Annotated in this window: 14 protein-coding genes; all 14 read right to left on the bottom strand. The window is 67.9% G+C overall.

The features are described 5' to 3' along the window. Window positions 1–106: 106 nt before the first annotated feature. The 14 genes from ftsA to mraZ all read right to left on the bottom strand — a co-directional run bounded on the left by ftsA (window position 107) and on the right by mraZ (window position 16328). Window positions 107–1336, bottom strand: coding sequence for a cell division protein FtsA (gene ftsA, locus KXJ60_RS16330; RefSeq protein WP_291130355.1), 1230 nt, complete (start codon window positions 1334–1336; stop codon window positions 107–109). Between the two features lie 13 nt (window positions 1337–1349). Further along, window positions 1350–2144 (bottom strand): cell division protein FtsQ/DivIB, encoded by a 795-nt coding sequence (locus KXJ60_RS16325; protein ID WP_291130352.1) that lies wholly within the window; start codon window positions 2142–2144, stop codon window positions 1350–1352. A 16-nt stretch (window positions 2145–2160) separates the two neighbouring features. After that, complete coding sequence (locus KXJ60_RS16320; RefSeq protein ID WP_291130349.1) at window positions 2161–3126, bottom strand: D-alanine--D-alanine ligase; 966 nt, start codon at window positions 3124–3126, stop codon at window positions 2161–2163. Next, the gene (gene murC / locus KXJ60_RS16315) at window positions 3123–4532 is read right to left on the bottom strand and encodes a UDP-N-acetylmuramate--L-alanine ligase (protein ID WP_291130346.1); all 1410 of its coding nucleotides are present in this window, start codon (window positions 4530–4532) and stop codon (window positions 3123–3125) included. Before murC ends, KXJ60_RS16320 begins: the two co-directional genes overlap by 4 nt. Then, window positions 4529–5605 carry an undecaprenyldiphospho-muramoylpentapeptide beta-N-acetylglucosaminyltransferase gene (murG, locus tag KXJ60_RS16310; RefSeq protein ID WP_291130343.1) on the bottom strand — a complete coding sequence of 359 codons (1077 nt, stop codon included), beginning with the start codon at window positions 5603–5605 and terminating at the stop codon, window positions 4529–4531. Before murG ends, murC begins: the two co-directional genes overlap by 4 nt. Before the next feature lie 85 nt (window positions 5606–5690). Then, entirely contained in the window at window positions 5691–6944 is a 1254-nt protein-coding gene (gene ftsW, locus KXJ60_RS16305) for a putative lipid II flippase FtsW (RefSeq protein ID WP_291130437.1), read from the bottom strand. A 71-nt stretch (window positions 6945–7015) separates the two neighbouring features. Next, window positions 7016–8809 carry a UDP-N-acetylmuramoyl-L-alanine--D-glutamate ligase gene (gene murD, locus KXJ60_RS16300; protein WP_291130340.1) on the bottom strand — a complete coding sequence of 598 codons (1794 nt, stop codon included), beginning with the start codon at window positions 8807–8809 and terminating at the stop codon, window positions 7016–7018. Further along, window positions 8806–9984, bottom strand: a complete 1179-nt coding sequence (gene mraY / locus KXJ60_RS16295; RefSeq protein WP_291130337.1) for a phospho-N-acetylmuramoyl-pentapeptide-transferase — start codon at window positions 9982–9984, stop codon at window positions 8806–8808. Before mraY ends, murD begins: the two co-directional genes overlap by 4 nt. Beyond that, complete coding sequence (murF, locus tag KXJ60_RS16290) at window positions 9974–11392, bottom strand: UDP-N-acetylmuramoyl-tripeptide--D-alanyl-D-alanine ligase (RefSeq protein WP_291130334.1); 1419 nt, start codon at window positions 11390–11392, stop codon at window positions 9974–9976. Before murF ends, mraY begins: the two co-directional genes overlap by 11 nt. After that, on the bottom strand, window positions 11389–12951 hold the full coding sequence (locus tag KXJ60_RS16285; RefSeq protein ID WP_291130332.1) for a UDP-N-acetylmuramoyl-L-alanyl-D-glutamate--2,6-diaminopimelate ligase: 1563 nt from the start codon (window positions 12949–12951) through the stop codon (window positions 11389–11391). The genes murF and KXJ60_RS16285 overlap by 4 nt, the downstream gene beginning before the upstream one ends. Further along, a complete protein-coding gene (locus KXJ60_RS16280; RefSeq protein WP_291130330.1) occupies window positions 12951–14681 on the bottom strand; it encodes a penicillin-binding protein 2 in 1731 nt (576 codons plus the stop codon). Before KXJ60_RS16280 ends, KXJ60_RS16285 begins: the two co-directional genes overlap by 1 nt. 2 nt (window positions 14682–14683) lie before the next feature. Beyond that, complete coding sequence (gene ftsL, locus KXJ60_RS16275; protein WP_291130327.1) at window positions 14684–14983, bottom strand: cell division protein FtsL; 300 nt, start codon at window positions 14981–14983, stop codon at window positions 14684–14686. Continuing rightward, window positions 14980–15906 (bottom strand): 16S rRNA (cytosine(1402)-N(4))-methyltransferase RsmH, encoded by a 927-nt coding sequence (gene rsmH / locus KXJ60_RS16270; protein WP_291130324.1) that lies wholly within the window; start codon window positions 15904–15906, stop codon window positions 14980–14982. The genes ftsL and rsmH overlap by 4 nt, the downstream gene beginning before the upstream one ends. Before the next feature lie 5 nt (window positions 15907–15911). Further along, entirely contained in the window at window positions 15912–16328 is a 417-nt protein-coding gene (mraZ, locus tag KXJ60_RS16265) for a division/cell wall cluster transcriptional repressor MraZ (RefSeq protein ID WP_291130434.1), read from the bottom strand. Window positions 16329–16368 lie beyond the last annotated feature (40 nt).

Genomic DNA, 16368 nt, shown 5'->3' with positions numbered 1-16368 from the left:
TAAAAACGCTTGAAATTCAGTGAAGGGGGTGCTCAGCCAGGCGGACCGGTGCACTCGGTGCACCGGGATCTGGGCGACGTGCGTGGAACCGTGTGGATGGTGTGCATCAGAAAGTCCCCAGAAACCAGTTTTTGACCCGCTCGACAGCGCCTTGCATCGAGCCCGCTTTTTGCGCCACCTTGTGCCCGCGAACACGGGCGAGGCGCGCCTCCTCGAGCAAACCCATCACGGTGGCCGCGCGCGTCTGCGCCACCATGTCCGAGAGCGCGCTGGTGTAGTTGGGAATGCCGCGGCGCACTGGCTTGAGGAAGATGTCCTCGCCGAGTTCCACCATGCCGGGCATCACCGCGCTGCCGCCCGTGAGCACGATGCCGGAGGACAGCATTTCCTCGTGGCCCGAATCGCGCAGCACCTGCTGCACCAGCGAGAAGATTTCTTCCACGCGCGGCTCGATCACGCCGGCCAGCGCCTGGCGGCTGAGCATGCGCGGGCCACGGTCGCCCAGGCCGGGCACTTCCACCTGCGTGTCCGGGTCGGCGAGCAGCTGCTTCGCGCAGCCGCTCTCCACCTTGATGTCTTCCGCGTCTTTCGTCGGGGTGCGCAGCGCCATGGCGATGTCGCTGGTGATGAGGTCGCCGGCAATCGGGATCACGGCCGTGTGGCGGATGGCGCCACCCGAGAAGATCGCCACGTCGGTCGTGCCCGCGCCGATGTCCACCAGCGCCACGCCCAGCTCCTTCTCGTCGTCGGTCAGGATGGCCTGGCTGGAGGCCAGCGGGTTGAGCATGAGCTGGTCCACTTCCAGGCCGCAGCGGCGCACGCACTTGATGATGTTCTCGGCCGCGCTTTGCGCCCCGGTGACGATGTGCACCTTGGCTTCGAGGCGAATGCCGCTCATGCCGATCGGCTCTTTCACCTCCTGGCCGTCGATCACGAATTCCTGTGGCTCGACCAGCAGCAGGCGCTGGTCGGTCGAGATGTTGATCGCCTTGGCCGTCTCGATCACGCGCGCCACATCGGCGGCGGTGACTTCGCGGTCCTTGATGGCCACCATGCCGCTGGAGTTGATGCCACGGATGTGGCTGCCGGTGATGCCGGTGTACACGCGGGCGATGCGGCAGTCGGCCATCAGCTCGGCTTCCTTGAGGGCCTGCTGGATGCTCTGCACCGTCGCGTCGATGTTGACCACCACGCCGCGTTTGAGGCCGTGGCTGGCGGCCACGCCCAGGCCCGCGAGCTTGAGTTCGCCATTCGCCTGCACTTCGGCGACCACCACCATGATCTTGGCGGTGCCGATGTCCAGACCGACCACCAAATCCTTGTATTCCTTGGCCATGATTGCTTCTTGCTTATCTACGGGTTGGTTTAGCGCCGGGCGGCGTGTCGATGACGGTGGTCACGCCGCGCAAGCGCAGTGCGTAGCCATTGGGGTAGCGCAGATCCACCGACTGCACCGCACCCGCATAACGTTCGGTGAGCTGCGACAGCGTGCCGGTGAAGCGGCGCGTGCGCTCCAGCAGTTCGTCCGGCGTGCCGCGGCCCAGCTCCATCTGGGCACCGCTGTCGAGCTTGGCGCGCCAGGTACCGCGCTCGGTGAGTTCGAGCCGCTCCAAGCCCAGCTGCAGGCGACCCAGCTCGGCGCCCAGCAACTGGTAGAGCGACCACACCTGGGCCGATTTCTCCACCGGGCCGGCCAGCTCGGGCAGGCCATCGCCGTCGTCGGGGCTGGCATCGAACACCTCGCCCAGGCGGTTGACCAGTTGACCGGAACCCGACTCGCCCCACCAGGCCACGGCCTGGTGTTCTTCCAGCGTCACGCGCAGGCGGTTGGGAAATTCGCGCTGCACCACGGCCTTGCGCACCCAGGGCACCGACTCGAACAGCTCGCGCACCTGCTGCAGATCGACCGTGAGGAAGCTGCCGCTCAGGCGCGTCTTCATCTGCGAAGACAGCTGGGCGCGGAAGGTCACGGCGTTCTGGTGGGTCACGTCGCCATGCACTGAGATCGCCTTCACCGTCCAGACCGGGTGCCGCACCAGCCAGGTCGTGAACAGGCCCAGGCTGAGCACGGCAAACACCACGACCAGGGCGTGCGTCACCACGGTCATGAGCTTGACGTCCAGGGGCAGTTCGGTGCTGGGCATGGTGGGGGTCCGTGGCTCAGCCAGCGTGGTCCAGCGAGGCGGTCGCCAGCAGCGACACGCACAGGTCTTCGTACGACAGGCCCGCCGCGCGCGCCGACATCGGCACCAGCGAATGGCCCGTCATTCCGGGCGAGGTGTTGATCTCCAGCAGCCAGGGCTTGCGCGTGGTGGCGTCGATCATCACGTCGGCGCGCGACCAGCCGCGGCAGTCCAGCGTGAGGTAGGCCTTGAGCACCAGCGCCTGAATGGCGGCCTCTTCGCCTTCGGGCAGACCGCAGGGCACGAGGTACTTCGTGTCGTCGGTGAAGTACTTGTTCTGGTAGTCGTAGTTGCCATCGGGCGCCACGATGCGGATCACCGGCAGCGCGCGCGCCTCAGCGCCGGTGCCCAGCACCGGGCAGGTGACCTCGTCGCCCGCAATGAACTGCTCGCACATCACCAGCGGGTCGAGCTTCGAGGCCAGCGCGTAGGCTTGGGCGCACTGCGCTTCGCTGGTCACCTTGGTCAGGCCGATGGTGGAGCCCTCGCGCACGGGCTTGACGATCATGGGCGAACCCAGGGCGCGGAACGCGGCCACGGTTTCGTCGGCGCTGTGCACCTGGCGCCAGGCTGGCGTGGGCAGGCCTTCGGCGATCCAGATGCGCTTGGTCATGAGCTTGTCCATGGCCACGCTGGACGCCATCACACCCGGGCCGGTGTACGGGATGCCCATGAGTTCGAGCGCGCCCTGCACCGTGCCGTCTTCACCGAAGCGGCCATGCAGGGCGATGAAGCAGCGCGCAAAGCCGTCGCGCTTGAGCTCGCTCATCTCGCGCTCGGCGGGGTCAAACGCGTGGGCGTCCACGCCTTTGGACTGGAGGGCGGCCAGCACCCCGTTGCCCGACATCAGCGAGACCTCGCGCTCGGCCGAACGCCCACCCATGAGCACGGCCACCTTGCCCAGTGCCTTGATATCCACTGCCATTGCTTTCTCTGTTGTCATGCGGTTGCTCCCTGGGCCAGCTCGATCACACGGCCCGCCACGCTGCCCACCGTGCCTGCGCCCATGCACAGCACCACGTCGCCATCGCGTGCGTTGTCCAGCACGGCCTGCGGCATGGTGGCGATGTCGTCCACGAACACCGGTTCGAGCTTGCCCGCCACGCGCAGCGCGCGGGCGAGTGAGCGTCCGTCGGCGGCGACGATCGGCGCTTCGCCCGCGGCGTACACCTCGGCGAGCAACACCGCGTCGGCCTGGCCGATCACTTTCACGAAGTCCTCAAAGCAGTCGCGCGTGCGGGTGTAGCGGTGCGGCTGGAAGGCCAGCACCAGGCGGCGGCCCGGGTAAGCGCCGCGCGCGGCTGAGAGCGTGGCGGCCATCTCCACCGGGTGGTGGCCGTAGTCGTCCACCACGGTGCAGCTGCCGCCCGAAGGCAGCGCCGCTTCGCCGTAGCGCTGGAAGCGGCGGCCCACACCCTTGAACTCGGCCAGGGCTTGCTGCACGGCTTCGTCAGGCACACCCAGCTCCACCGCAATGCCGATGGCGGCCAGCGCGTTGAGCACGTTGTGGCGGCCAGGCAGGTTGAGCACCACGTCCAGGTCGGGCAGCTCCACGCCGTTGCGGCGCTGCACGGTGAAATGCATCTGGGTGTCCACCGCGCGCACGTTGAGGGCGCGCACCTGCGCGTCTTCCGAAAAGCCGTAGCTGGTGATGGGGCGCGCGATCTGCGGCAGGATCTCGCGGATGGCGGGGTCGTCCACACACACCACGGCCGCGCCGTAGAACGGCATCTTGTGCAGGAACTCCACGAAGGCCAGCTTGAGCTTGCCGAAGTCGTGGCCGTAGGTGTCCATGTGGTCGGCGTCGATGTTGGTGACAACCGAGAGCACCGGCAGCAGGTTGAGGAAGGAGGCGTCAGACTCGTCGGCCTCGACCACGATGTACTCGCCCGAACCCAGTTGCGCGTTGGCACCCGCGCTGTTGAGGCGGCCACCGATCACGAAGGTGGGGTCCATGTGGGCGGCGGCCAGCACGCTGGCCACCAGGCTGGTGGTGGTGGTCTTGCCGTGCGTGCCGGCAATGGCCACGCCCTTCTTCATGCGCATGAGCTCGGCGAGCATCACGGCGCGCGGCACCACCGGCACCAGCTTCGCGTGCGCCGCAACCACCTCGGGGTTGTCTTCCTTGACAGCGGTGGACGTGACGATGGCGTCGGCGCCTTCGATGTGCGCCGCGTCGTGACCCACAAACACCTGGGCGCCCAGCGCCACGAGGCGGCGGGTGACGGTGCTCTCGCCCAGGTCGCTGCCGGAGATGCGGTAGCCCTGGTTGAGCAGCACCTCGGCAATGCCGCTCATGCCGGCGCCGCCGATGCCCACGAAGTGGATGTGTCGAATGGCGTGCTTCATGGTTGCTGGACTTTCGCGAGTTGCTCGCAGGCGGACACCACGGCCGCCACGGCTTCGGTTTTCTGCAGGGCTTTGGCCCGGGTGGCCATGGCCACCAGCTGCTCGCGCTGCACGGTCTGCAGGGTCTGGGCCAGCCGCTGGGGGGTGAGTTCGGTTTGGGGCACGAGCCATGCGGCTTGTGCGTCCACGAGGAAACGGGCGTTGGTGGTCTGGTGGTCGTCCACCGCCGCGGGGAAGGGCACGAACAAGGCGGCCGCGCCCACGGCGGCGATCTCGGTCACGGTGCTGGCGCCGCTGCGGCAGACGATGAGGTCGGCGTCGGCAAAGGCTTGCGCGGTGTCGTCAATGAAGGGGGTGAGTTCGGCCTGAATGCCGGCGGCAATGTAGTTGGCGCGCAGCGCGTCGATCTGCTTTTCGCCGCTCTGGTGCGTCACATGCGGCTGCTGCACCTTCGGCAACAGGGCCAGTGCCTGCGGCACCACGTCGTTGAGCGCCTTGGCGCCCAGGCTGCCGCCCACCACCAGCAGGCGCAGCGGACCGCTGCGTGGGGCGAAGCGCTCGGTGGGCTCGGGCTGTTGCAGGAAGGCTGCGCGCAGCGGATTGCCCACCCACTGCGCCTTCTTGAACACGTTCGGGAATGCGGTGAACACACGATCGGCCACGCCAGCGAGCACGCGGTTGGCCATGCCGGCCACCGAGTTCTGCTCATGCAGCACCAGCGGCTTGCCGGCGAGCACACCCATCATTCCGCCCGGAAAACTGATGTAGCCGCCCAGGCCCACCACCACGTCGGGCTGCACACGGCGCACCACCTGCAGCGCCTGCCAGAAAGCGCGCAGCAGGCGCAGCGGCAGCAGCGCGAGCGTGACCACGCCCTTGCCACGCACGCCACCGAAATCAATGGTTTCCAGCGCGAAGCCGCGCGGGGGCACCAGCCGGCTTTCCATGCTGGCGGGCGCGCCCAGCCAGTGCACGCGCCAGCCGCGCTCGCGCAGGGCCTCGGCCACCGCGAGCCCCGGGAAAATGTGGCCACCGGTACCGCCGGCCATGATGAGGGCGCAGGGTGCCGTCATGAGCGCCCCCCTTTCATCGCGGATGCGTTCCGCATCCCCAGGCGCTGCGCGCCCGGCTGTCGATTTTGAATAAACCGCCGCGGGGTCACGAGCGCCCACCCTTCATCATCTGGCGGTTTTCATAGTCCACCCGCAGCACGATGGCGATGGCGACCAGATTGAGCAGCACCGCCGAGCCGCCGTAGCTCATCAGCGGCAGGGTCAGGCCCTTGGTGGGCAGTGCGCCGAGGTTCACGCCGATGTTGATGAAGGCCTGGAAGCCCATCCACAACCCCACGCCCTGCGCCACCAGACCGGCAAACACCTGGTCCAGCGCGATAGCCTGACGCCCGATGTGCATGATCCGCCGCGTGAGCCAGAGGAAGAGCGCAATCAGCACCACCACACCGAGCAGGCCGAACTCTTCGCCGATGACGGCGAGCAGGAAGTCGGTGTGGGCTTCGGGCAGCCAGTGCAACTTTTCCACGCTGCCGCCCAGACCGACGCCAAAGATTTCACCGCGCCCGAATGCGATCAGCGAATGCGAGAGCTGGTAGCCCTTGCCGAGGGCGTGCTCCACGCTCCACGGGTCCAGGTAAGCAAACACGCGCTGGCGACGGAACTCGCTGGTCATGACCATGAGCGCGAACGCGCCCACCACCACCAGCGCCATGAGGAAGAACATGCGCGCGTTCACACCCCCCAGGAACAGGATCCCCATGGCGATCACCACGATCACCATGAAGGCGCCCATGTCGGGCTCGGCCAGCAGCAGCATGCCAACCACACCCACGGCCACCGCCATGGGAGCCACGGCATGGAAGAAGCGCTCCTTCACCTCCATCTTGCGCACCATGTAGCTGGCCGCATACAGCAGCACGGCCAGCTTGCCCAGCTCGGAAGGCTGGAAGTTCATGATGCCCAGCGAGATCCACCGGCGCGCGCCATTCACACCGCGGCCAATGAAGGGGATCAGCACGATCACCAGCAGCACCAAGGCCACCGCAAACAGCCAGGGCGCCATCTTTTCCCACGACTTCAGCGGGAACTGGAAAGCCACCATGGCGGCGATCACGCCGATCACGATCGAGATGGCGTGGCGCACCACGAAGTGGGTGTGTGCGTAGTTGGCAAAGCGCGGGTTGTCGGGCAGTGCAATAGAGGCCGAATACACCATCACCAGGCCCCAGGCGAGCAGCGCCACCACCACCCACACCAGCGGCTGGTCAAAGCCGAGTTCGCGCACGGCGACGTTGCGCGTGCCGGCGTAGGTGCGGTTGGACAGGCGCACTGGCAGGTCATCGCGCGCGGAGCCGCCTGCCAGCGCACCCGCGAGGTCGCGCCCGGGGAAGCGGGGCAGCAGCCCGGCCAGGGCGCTGCGCACGCGCTGGCCCCAGGGTGCGCGGGTGGTGCTGGCGGCGGCTTTCTTTTTCACAGGCCTCCCTCCAGGCTCATGCCCTGCTCGGCCGCCAGGGCGTTGACCGCCTCCACGAACACTTGCGCGCGGTGCATGTAGTTGTCAAACATGTCCAGGCTGGCGCAGGCGGGCGACATCAGCACGGCGTCACCCGCCTGCGCCTGCTGCGCAGACAACTGCACCGCCTCGGGCAGGGTGGTGGCGTCGAGCTGCGGCACGGCGGCTTGCTCCAGCGCTGCGCCCACGGCCTCGCGGATGCGGCCCGCGTCCCGGCCGATGTAGACCACGGCGCGCGCGAAGCGGGCCAGCGGCTGGGCCAGCGGTGCGAAGTCTTGTCCCTTGCCGTCGCCGCCCAGAATCACCACCAGCCGGCGCTCGGCGCCCAGGCCGCTGACCGCGGCCAGGGTGGCGCCTACGTTGGTGCCCTTGCTGTCGTCGAAATACTCGACGCCATCGATCAGCGCCACGGGCTCCACGCGGTGCGGCTCGCCCCGGTATTCGCGCAGGCCGTGCAGCATGGGGCCCAGCGCCGCGCCGGTGGAGGTCGCCAGCGCGAGCGCTGCGAGGGCATTGGCGGCGTTGTGCCGGCCGCGGATGCGCAGGGCGTCCACCGGCATGAGGCGCTGGAAATAGATTTCTTCGTCGTCTTCGGCCCCGCGGCCGCGCTTGCGGGTTTCATCGAGCGCGAGCGCGCGCACCAGCCAGGCCATGCCGTTGACCGTTTCAATGCCCCAGTCACCGGCGCGGGTGGGCACATCAAAGCCGAAGCTGGCCCAGGGCCGCGCGCTTTGCTGGCGGTTGCGGTTGCCCACCTTCACCGTCACCAGGCCGGGCTGCATGGCCATCACGAGCGGATCGTCGCGGTTGAGCAGCATGAGCGCCTGCGCGCCGAACACCGCGGCCTTGGCCTGGCCGTAGGCGGCCATGCTGCCGTGCCAGTCGAGGTGGTCTTCGGTGAGGTTGAGCACGGTGGCGGCGCTGGGCACGGCGTCCCAGCTGCCGCCGGCAGTGCCGTCGAGCTGGAAGCTGGAGAGCTCGAGCACCCAGGCGCGCGGCAGGTGCGCGGGCTGCGGGGGCTCCACAGGCGGCGGCACCAGCTGGGCCGACGCTTCATCTTCGGGAGCGTCGCTGGCGTCGGTTTCGTCGTTGGCGACCGCGTCGGCAGATGCCACGGCGTCATCGGTCTCTGCCACGGCGGGCGCCTCGATCTGCACGGCGTCGGCCTGTGCGGCTGCCTCGGCGGCGGCCTGCGCCGCTTCGGCGGCTGAGCGCTCGTCGTCAGCGGCCTGGGCCACCGCTTCGGCATCCAGCGCGGCCGACAGCACGTCCAGCAGCGCCGGGCCGATGTTGCCGGCCACGGCCACGTTCAGCCCGGCTCGCTGCAGCAGCAGCGCGGTCAGCGAGGTGACGGTGGTCTTGCCATTGGTGCCGGTGATGGCCAGCACTTTCGGGCGGTACGGCAGGCGGGAGCGTTGCGACAGTTCGCGCAGCGCGCGGGCAAACATATCGAGCTCGCCGACCACGGCCACGCCGTGCGTCTGCGCCCAGGCAAACACAGCCTGGAGCGCCTCGGGCGCCAGGCCCGGGCTGCGGGCGATGAGCGCCCATCCGGCGCGCGCCAGCAAGGCGCCGTCAAACGCACCGGACACAAACTCCGCCTGCGGGCACTCGGCGCGCAGCACCGCCAGCTGCGGCGGTGTGGGCCTCGTGTCGGCCACGGTCACGCGTGCGCCCTGGCGGGTGCACCAGCGTGCCATGGACAGGCCGGAGGCGCCCAGACCGAGGATGAGGACGTGCTGTTCGTTCATCGCAGCTTGAGCGTGGACAGCCCCACGAGGCACAACAGCATGGTGATGATCCAGAAGCGCACGACGACCTGCGTCTCCTTCCAGCCCTTCTTCTCGAAGTGGTGGTGCAGCGGTGCCATCTGGAACAGGCGGCGACCGGTGCCATAGCGGCGCTTGGTGTACTTGAACCAGGTCACCTGCAGCATCACCGAGAGCGCCTCGACCACGAAGATGCCACCCATGATCGCCAGCACGATTTCCTGGCGCACGATCACGGCGATGGTGCCCAGTGCCCCACCGAGTGCCAGGGCTCCGACGTCGCCCATGAACACCTGCGCGGGATGCGTGTTGAACCACAGGAAGGCCAGGCCCGCGCCAGCCATGGCGGCGCAGAAAATCATCAGCTCGCCAGCACCGGGAATGTGAGGCACCAGCAGGTAGCGCGCGAACACCGCGTTGCCCGTGACGTAGGCGAACACGCCGAGGGCCGAGCCCACCATCACCACCGGCATGATGGCCAGGCCGTCCAGCCCGTCGGTGAGGTTGACCGCGTTGCTGGCGCCGACGATGACCAGGTAGGTCATGACCACGAAACCGAACACGCCCAGCGGGTAGCTGATTTCCTTGAAGAAGGGCACCAGCAGGCCGGCCTGCGGCGGCATGTCCAGCGTGAAGCCCGAGCGCACCCAGGCAATGAACAGCTCGAACACACGCTCGTTGCTGGTGCCGGACACGGCAAACACCAGGTAGAAGGCGGCCACGAGGCCGATGACGGACTGCCAAAAATACTTCTCGCGCGAGCGCATGCCTTCGGGGTCTTTGTGCACCACCTTGCGCCAGTCGTCCGCCCAGCCAATGGCACCGAAGCCCAGCGTGACCAGCAGCACGATCCACACGAACCGGTTGGACAGGTCGAACCACAGCAGCGTGGAGAGTGCGATGGCGAACAGGATCAGCACACCGCCCATGGTGGGCGTGCCGCCCTTGCTCAGGTGCGTCTGCATGGCGTATTCGCGGATGGGCTGACCGATCTTGAGCGCGGCCAGCCGGCGAATGAAGTACGGCCCCGCCACCAGCCCCACGAGCAGCGCCGTGAGCGCGGCCATGACGGCGCGGAAGGTGATGTACTGGAACACCCGCAGGAATCCGAATTCAGGCGACAGGCCTTGCAGCCAGGTGGCCAGGCTAAGCAGCATGGGCGTTGTCCTTCTTGTCTTTCTGTGCCGACGCGTCCAGTGCCTGCAATGCCTGCACCACGCGCTCCATGCGCATGAACCGCGATCCCTTGACGAGCACGCTGCGGTACACCGGCCGGTCGTCTTTCACGGCGGCGCAAACGGCACCGGCCATGGCGGGTACTTCCACCCAATGCGTCACGCCGGGCAGTTGGGCGCTGGCCTGGCGCATCCAGTCGCCTGCCACGTGCACCGCCTCGATGCCGCGGGCCTGCGCGTGGCGCAGCACCTCGTCGTGAAAGGCCAGCCCCTGCTCACCGACTTCGCCCATGTCGCCGAGCGCGAGCAGGCGCGGCGCGGGCAGCTCGGCCAGCACGTCGATGGCCGCGCGCACCGAGTCGGGGTTGGCGTTGTAGGTGTCGTCGATCAGGGTGATCGCGCGGTCGCCCACGCGCAGGGCCAGCGCGCGGGAGCGGCCACCCACGGGCTCAAACGCGTTGAGGCCGCGCACCACCGCCTCCAGCGACACACCGGCGGCCAGCGCTGCGGCCGTGGCCGCCAGGGCATTGCGCACGTTGTGGCGGCCAGCGATCTGCAGGCGCACTGTGGCGGTGCCGGCGGGTGAAGACAGGTCCAGCGCCCAGGCGCCCTCTTGCCATTCAGCGCGGCGCGCCATCACGTCAGCGCCCGGGTCGCTGTCGCTGAAAGTGACCACACGGCGGCCGGCGGCCAGCTCGCGCCACAAGGGCGAGTAGGTGTCGTCCGACGGGAACACGGCCACACCGTCGCTCGCCAGCGCCTGGATGACCTGCCCGTTTTCGCGCGCCACGGCTTCCACCGTGGCCATGAACTCCTGGTGCTCGCGCTGCGCGTTGTTGACCAGCGCCACCGTGGGCAGCGCGAGTGCCGCCAGTTCGGCGATTTCGCCGGGGTGGTTCATGCCCAGCTCCACCACCGAGCAACGGTGCGATGCGTTCAGGCGCAGCAGCGTGAGCGGCACGCCGATGTCGTTGTTGAAGTTGCCTTGCGTGGCATGCGCTGCATCGCCCGCCGAGGCGCGCAGGATGCTCGCAATCATCTGCGTGACGGTGGTTTTGCCGTTGCTGCCGGTGACGGCGATCAGCGGCAACGCGAACTGGCCGCGCCACAGGCGGGCGAGCTCGCCGAGCGCGCGACGGGTGTCGGGCACTTCCACACCCGGCAGGCCAGCGGCCGCCAGGCCATGGTCGGCCAGGGCCGCGAGGGCGCCCTGCCCTTGTGCCTGTGGCAGGAAGTCGTGAGCGTCAAAGCGCTCACCCTTCAAGGCCACGAACAGATCGCCCGGCTGCAGGCTGCGCGTGTCGGTGTGCACGCGGGTGAACGGCAGATCGGGCTGACCCACCACGCGTGCGCCTTCGAGCTGCAGCAGGCACTGGCCGAGCGTCTTCATGCGTGCACCCCCTGGCCTTGGCGCTGCGCCAGTGCGGCGCGCGCGTGCAGCACATCGGAGAAAGGTGTCTTCACACCCATGCTGTCCTGGTAGTCCTCGTGGCCCTTGCCCGCAATCAGCACCACGTCGGCAGCGTCTGCGCGCAAGGTGGCCAGCGCGATCGCAAGGGCGCGGTCGGGCTCCACCTGCGCGGCATCCGGGGCACTCAGACCCGCCACCATCTGACGCAGGATCGCCTGCGGGTCTTCGCTGCGGGGGTTGTCGCTGGTGAGCACCACGCGCTGGGCCTGGCGCTGTGCCACCGCAGCCATCAGCGGCCGTTTGCCGGCATCGCGGTCACCACCACAACCGACCACCACCCACAGCGCACCGCCGCGCCGCGCGGCCAGCGGCTGCAGCGCCTGCAAGGCCTTGTCCAGCGCGTCCGGCGTGTGGGCGTAGTCCACGAGCACCAACGGCTGGTCGGGCGAGGCCACCGCAACCTGTTCCATGCGGCCCGGCACGGGTGTGAGCGCGGCGCAAGCCTGCACGGCTTCGGCCAGCGGCACACCCAGTGCGCGCGCCGACGCCAGCACACACAGCAGGTTCGACACGTTGTACTGCCCCACCAGCGGCAGGCTCAGCGCGTGCAGGGCCATCACTTGCCCTTGCGCGTTGCGCTCACCCACCTCAAACGCCATGCCACTGGGGGTGATGGTCAGGCCTTGTGCAAACAGGCGGGCCTTGGCCATGCGCGGCGGGCGCTCGCCTTCGTCCGGTTCCACTGCAACGGTCCAGAGGTTCATGCCTGGACGCGCCGCCAGGGAAGCGGCCAGACCCACGCCGCGCACGTCGTCAAGGTTGATCACGGCGCCAGCCAGCCCCGGCCAGTCGAACAGCGCGGCCTTGGCGGTCCAGTAGGCGTCCATGCTGCCGTGAAAGTCGAGGTGGTCCTGCGTGAAATTGGTGAACACCGCTACGCGCACGCGGGTGGCGTTGAGCCGGCCTTCCACCAGGCCGATAGACGAGGCCTCGATGGCGCAGGCTTTCAAGCCGGCATCCACGAAGCGGCGCAGTTCGGTTTGCAGCATCACCGGGTCGGGCGTCGTCAGCCCCGTGGGCACGAGCGTGGCGGTGTGACTGCCCTGCGCGGGTGGGCAACCCATGCCCAACGTGCCGATCAAGGCGCACGGCTTGGCGCACGCCGAGAGCAACTGCGCCGTCCACCACGCGGTGGAGGTCTTGCCGTTGGTCCCGGTGATGGCCACCATGTCGAGCGATGCGCTGGGCGTGCCGTGGAACGCGCTGGCAATGGCGCCTGCGGCCGCCTTGAGGCCGGGCACGGCGAGCACGCGCTCGTCGTCAAACGCATAGGTCTCCACGCCCTCGCGCTCCACCAGCGCGGCCAGGGCACCCGCCGCGAGCGCGCTGGCCACGAAGCGGCGCCCGTCGGTGGCCGCGCCGGGCCACGCCACGAAAGCGTCGCCCGCCTGCACGCGGCGGCTGTCGCAATGCAGGGCACCCACGCCGCGCTCTCGCAACCAGTTGGCCACCGTCAGGGCTTGCTGCGTGGTGGGCATCAGAACGATTCCTCCACGTCGGTCACGATCTGCGGCTTGACGTTCATGTCGGGCTGCACACCGAGAATGCGCAGCGTCTGCTGCACGGTCTCGCTGAACACAGGGGCGGCCACCACGCCACCAAAGTACTGGCCGTTGCTGGGTTCGTCCAGCATCACGGCCACCACGATACGAGGCGCTTCGACCGGGGCCAGTCCCACAAACCAGCTGCGGTATTTCTTGTCGGCGTAGCCCTTGCCTTCCTGCTTGTGCGCCGTGCCGCTCTTGCCACCCACGGAATAACCCATGGTCTGCGCGCGCGAGCCGGTGCCGCCAGGGCCGGCGGCCAGGCCCAGCATCTGCCGCACGGCCACCGCGTTCTTGGCGCTGAACACCCGCACGCCTGCGGTCTGTTCGTCGGACTTTTGCAGCGTGAGCGGAATCAGCTCGCCATCGCGCGCAAAGATGGTGTAGGCCTGCGCCAGCTGGAAGAGCGACGTGGACAACCCGTAGCCATAGCTCATGGTGGCCTGCTCGATCGGACGCCAGGTCTTGTAAGGCCGCAACCGGCCCGTGACGGCGCCCGGGAACGGCACCTGCGGCTTCTGCCCGAAACCCGCCTGCGCGTACGTCTCCCACATCTCACGCGGGCTCATCTGCATGGCCATCTTGACCGTGCCCACGTTGCTCGACTTCTGGATCACCTGCGACACCGTGAGCACGTCGTTCGGGTGCGAGTCGCTGATCGTGGAACCACCAATGGTGATGCGGCCTGGCGCGGTGTTGATCGGCGTGTTCGGCGTGACCAGCCCCTTCTCCAGCGCCAGTGCGGCAATGAAGGGCTTCATGGTCGAGCCCGGCTCGAAGCTGTCGGTGAGCACGCGGTTGCGCAACTGCTCACCGCTGAGGTTCAGGCGACGGTTCGGGTTGTAGCTGGGGTAGTTGGCGAGCGCCAGCACCTCGCCCGTGAGGGTGTCGATCACCATCACGCTGCCGGCGCGCGCCTTGTGCAGCAGCACCGCGTCCTTGAGCTTCTGGTAGGCGAAGTACTGCACCTTGCTGTCGATGGAGAGCTGCAGATCCGGGCCGTCCACGGGCGGCACCACGTCGCGAACGTCTTCCACCACACGGCCCAGGCGGTCCTTGATCACCCGGCGCGAACCGCTCTTGCCCGCCAGCTGCCGGTTGAAGGCGAGCTCTACGCCCTCCTGCCCGATGTCTTCCACATTGGTAAAGCCCACCACGTGCGCAGCGGCTTCGCCCTCGGGGTACTGGCGCTTGTACTCGCGCCGCTGGTAGATGCCCTTGATGCCCAGCGCCGCAATTTCCTTGGCCACCGGCTCATCGACCTGGCGCTTGACCCACACGAAGGTCTTGTCCTCGTCGGCCAGGCGCTTGCGCAGATCGGCCAGCGGCATGTCCAGCAGCTTGGCCAGCTGGCGCAGCTTGGGATCGGCGCGGTCCACGTCTTCGGGGATCGCCCAGATGCTCTGCGCCACCACGCTGGAGGCGAGGATCAGGCCGTTGCGGTCCAGCACCCGGCCACGGTTGGCCGGCAGCTCCAGCGTGCGCGCAAACCGCACCTCGCCCTGGCGCTGAAAGAAGTCGTTGCCAAACACCTGCACATAGGCTGCCCGCCCGGCCAGCCCCGCGAAGGCCACCGCCAGGATGGCGACGATGAACTTGCTGCGCCACACCGGCGTGCGGCTGGCGAGCAGCGGGCTGGCGGAGTAGTTGATGCTGCGGCCCATGCTCAACGCTCCGGGGTGGTGGGGGCGGTCGGCTGCGGCTCGAACACCGTGACGTACTGCGTGATGCCCGGCGTGACAGGACGCATCTGCAACTGACGGGAGGCCAGCAGCTGCACCCGCGCAGGCGTGGCTTGCGCGCGCTTCTGCACTTGCAGCTGCTCGTGCTCAGACTCCAGCTTGCGCGCCTGCGCCTGCGAACGGTCCAGCGCGGTATAGAGGCGACGCGACTCGTACTGCGTGTGCACGAGGTAGAAAGCGCTGGCAATCACCGCCGCCAGCAGCACCAGATTCAGGCGGATCATGCGGGCGCCTCCGTGCGCTCGGCCACGCGCATCACCGCGCTGCGTGACCGCGGGTTGGCCTTGACCTCTTCATCCGATGGCATCACGCGCTTGAGCCCGACCAGCGCCATGGGCGCCGGCTCGGCAAACGGCACGCGACGATCCACCACGGCACGCGAATGGCGCGCCATGAACTGCTTGACCATGCGGTCTTCGAGCGAATGGAAGCTGATCACCACCAGTTTTCCCCCTGGGCGCAACACATGCAGGCTGGCTTCTAGCGCTTGTTGCAACTCTTCAAGCTCGGCGTTGATGAAAATCCGAAAAGCCTGAAATGTGCGCGTTGCAGGGTCCTTGCCCGGCTCGCGGGTTTTGACCGCGCCAGCCACGACTTCGGCCAGCTCGCTGGTGGTTCGAAAAGCGCCCCGTTCTTGTCGGCGACGATCAATCGCCTTTGCAATCGATTGAGCAAACCGTTCTTCGCCATAGTCACGAATGACCTCCGACAGGGTTGAGACATCGGCCGTCTCCAGCCACTGCGCCACGCTTTGGCCGCGCGTGGTGTCCATGCGCATGTCCAGAGGCCCGTTGTGGCGAAAAGAAAAACCCCGCTCGGGGTCGTCGATCTGCGGTGAGCTCACGCCCAGGTCCATCAGCAGCCCGTCTGCGCTGCCCGCACCCAGCTCGCCCAGGTGGCTGAAGCCTTCGTGCCGAATGGTCAGTCGCTCGTCGCTGGCAGCGATGGCCTGCGCCGCCTGCACCGCCTGCGGATCTTTGTCGAAGACGGTCAGCCGGCCCTTGCGGGACAACTGCTCGAGGATCAGACGCGAATGACCGCCACGCCCGAACGTGGCATCGACGTAGTGCCCGTCCGGGTTGATCGACAGCGCTTGCACAGCTTCGCTCAACAGGACGGTTTGATGGTTCCATGCGCCTTGCACCATCGCCCTTAAAAAGAGAAGTCCTTGAAGACATCGGGCATTTCGGCCTTCATGGCTTCGGCTTCCTGCTCGGCGTACACCTGCGCATCCCACAGCTCGAAGTAAGCCCCCATGCCCAGCAACACGACGTCCTTGCTGATGCCGGCGGAGGCGCGCAACTCGGGCGACACCAGCACGCGACCGGAGCCGTCCATCTCGACGTCCATCGCATTGCCCAGGAAAATCCGCTTCCACCACTGCGCCTGCATGGGCAGCGATGCAATGCGGTCACGGAACTGCTCCCAGGCGCTGCGCGGAAACACCATCAGGCAGCCGTGGGGGTGTTTGGTGATGGTGAGGGCCGTGCTCAGGGCGTCACGGTGCCGGGTCGGCATGGACAGCCGGCCCTTGACATCGAGACTGAGAGAAGACGCACCCTGAAACACCGCTGCTAGCCCCTGGAAGACACTTTTCACCACTTAATTG

The organism is Hydrogenophaga sp., assembly GCF_019264445.1.
Classification (GTDB): Bacteria; Pseudomonadota; Gammaproteobacteria; order Burkholderiales; family Burkholderiaceae_C; genus Hydrogenophaga.
This window is presented reverse-complemented; position numbering and strand designations above follow the sequence as displayed.

Coding starts and splice junctions, on each gene's coding strand:
- ftsA (WP_291130355.1), bottom strand. CDS start 1,336: ATGGCCAAGGAATACAAGGATTTGGTGGTCGGTCTGGACATCGGCACC.
- KXJ60_RS16325 (WP_291130352.1), bottom strand. CDS start 2,144: ATGCCCAGCACCGAACTGCCCCTGGACGTCAAGCTCATGACCGTGGTG.
- KXJ60_RS16320 (WP_291130349.1), bottom strand. CDS start 3,126: ATGACAACAGAGAAAGCAATGGCAGTGGATATCAAGGCACTGGGCAAG.
- murC (WP_291130346.1), bottom strand. CDS start 4,532: ATGAAGCACGCCATTCGACACATCCACTTCGTGGGCATCGGCGGCGCC.
- murG (WP_291130343.1), bottom strand. CDS start 5,605: ATGACGGCACCCTGCGCCCTCATCATGGCCGGCGGTACCGGTGGCCAC.
- murD (WP_291130340.1), bottom strand. CDS start 8,809: ATGAACGAACAGCACGTCCTCATCCTCGGTCTGGGCGCCTCCGGCCTG.
- mraY (WP_291130337.1), bottom strand. CDS start 9,984: ATGCTGCTTAGCCTGGCCACCTGGCTGCAAGGCCTGTCGCCTGAATTC.
- murF (WP_291130334.1), bottom strand. CDS start 11,392: ATGAAGACGCTCGGCCAGTGCCTGCTGCAGCTCGAAGGCGCACGCGTG.
- KXJ60_RS16285 (WP_291130332.1), bottom strand. CDS start 12,951: ATGCCCACCACGCAGCAAGCCCTGACGGTGGCCAACTGGTTGCGAGAG.
- KXJ60_RS16280 (WP_291130330.1), bottom strand. CDS start 14,681: ATGGGCCGCAGCATCAACTACTCCGCCAGCCCGCTGCTCGCCAGCCGC.
- ftsL (WP_291130327.1), bottom strand. CDS start 14,983: ATGATCCGCCTGAATCTGGTGCTGCTGGCGGCGGTGATTGCCAGCGCT.
- rsmH (WP_291130324.1), bottom strand. CDS start 15,906: ATGGTGCAAGGCGCATGGAACCATCAAACCGTCCTGTTGAGCGAAGCT.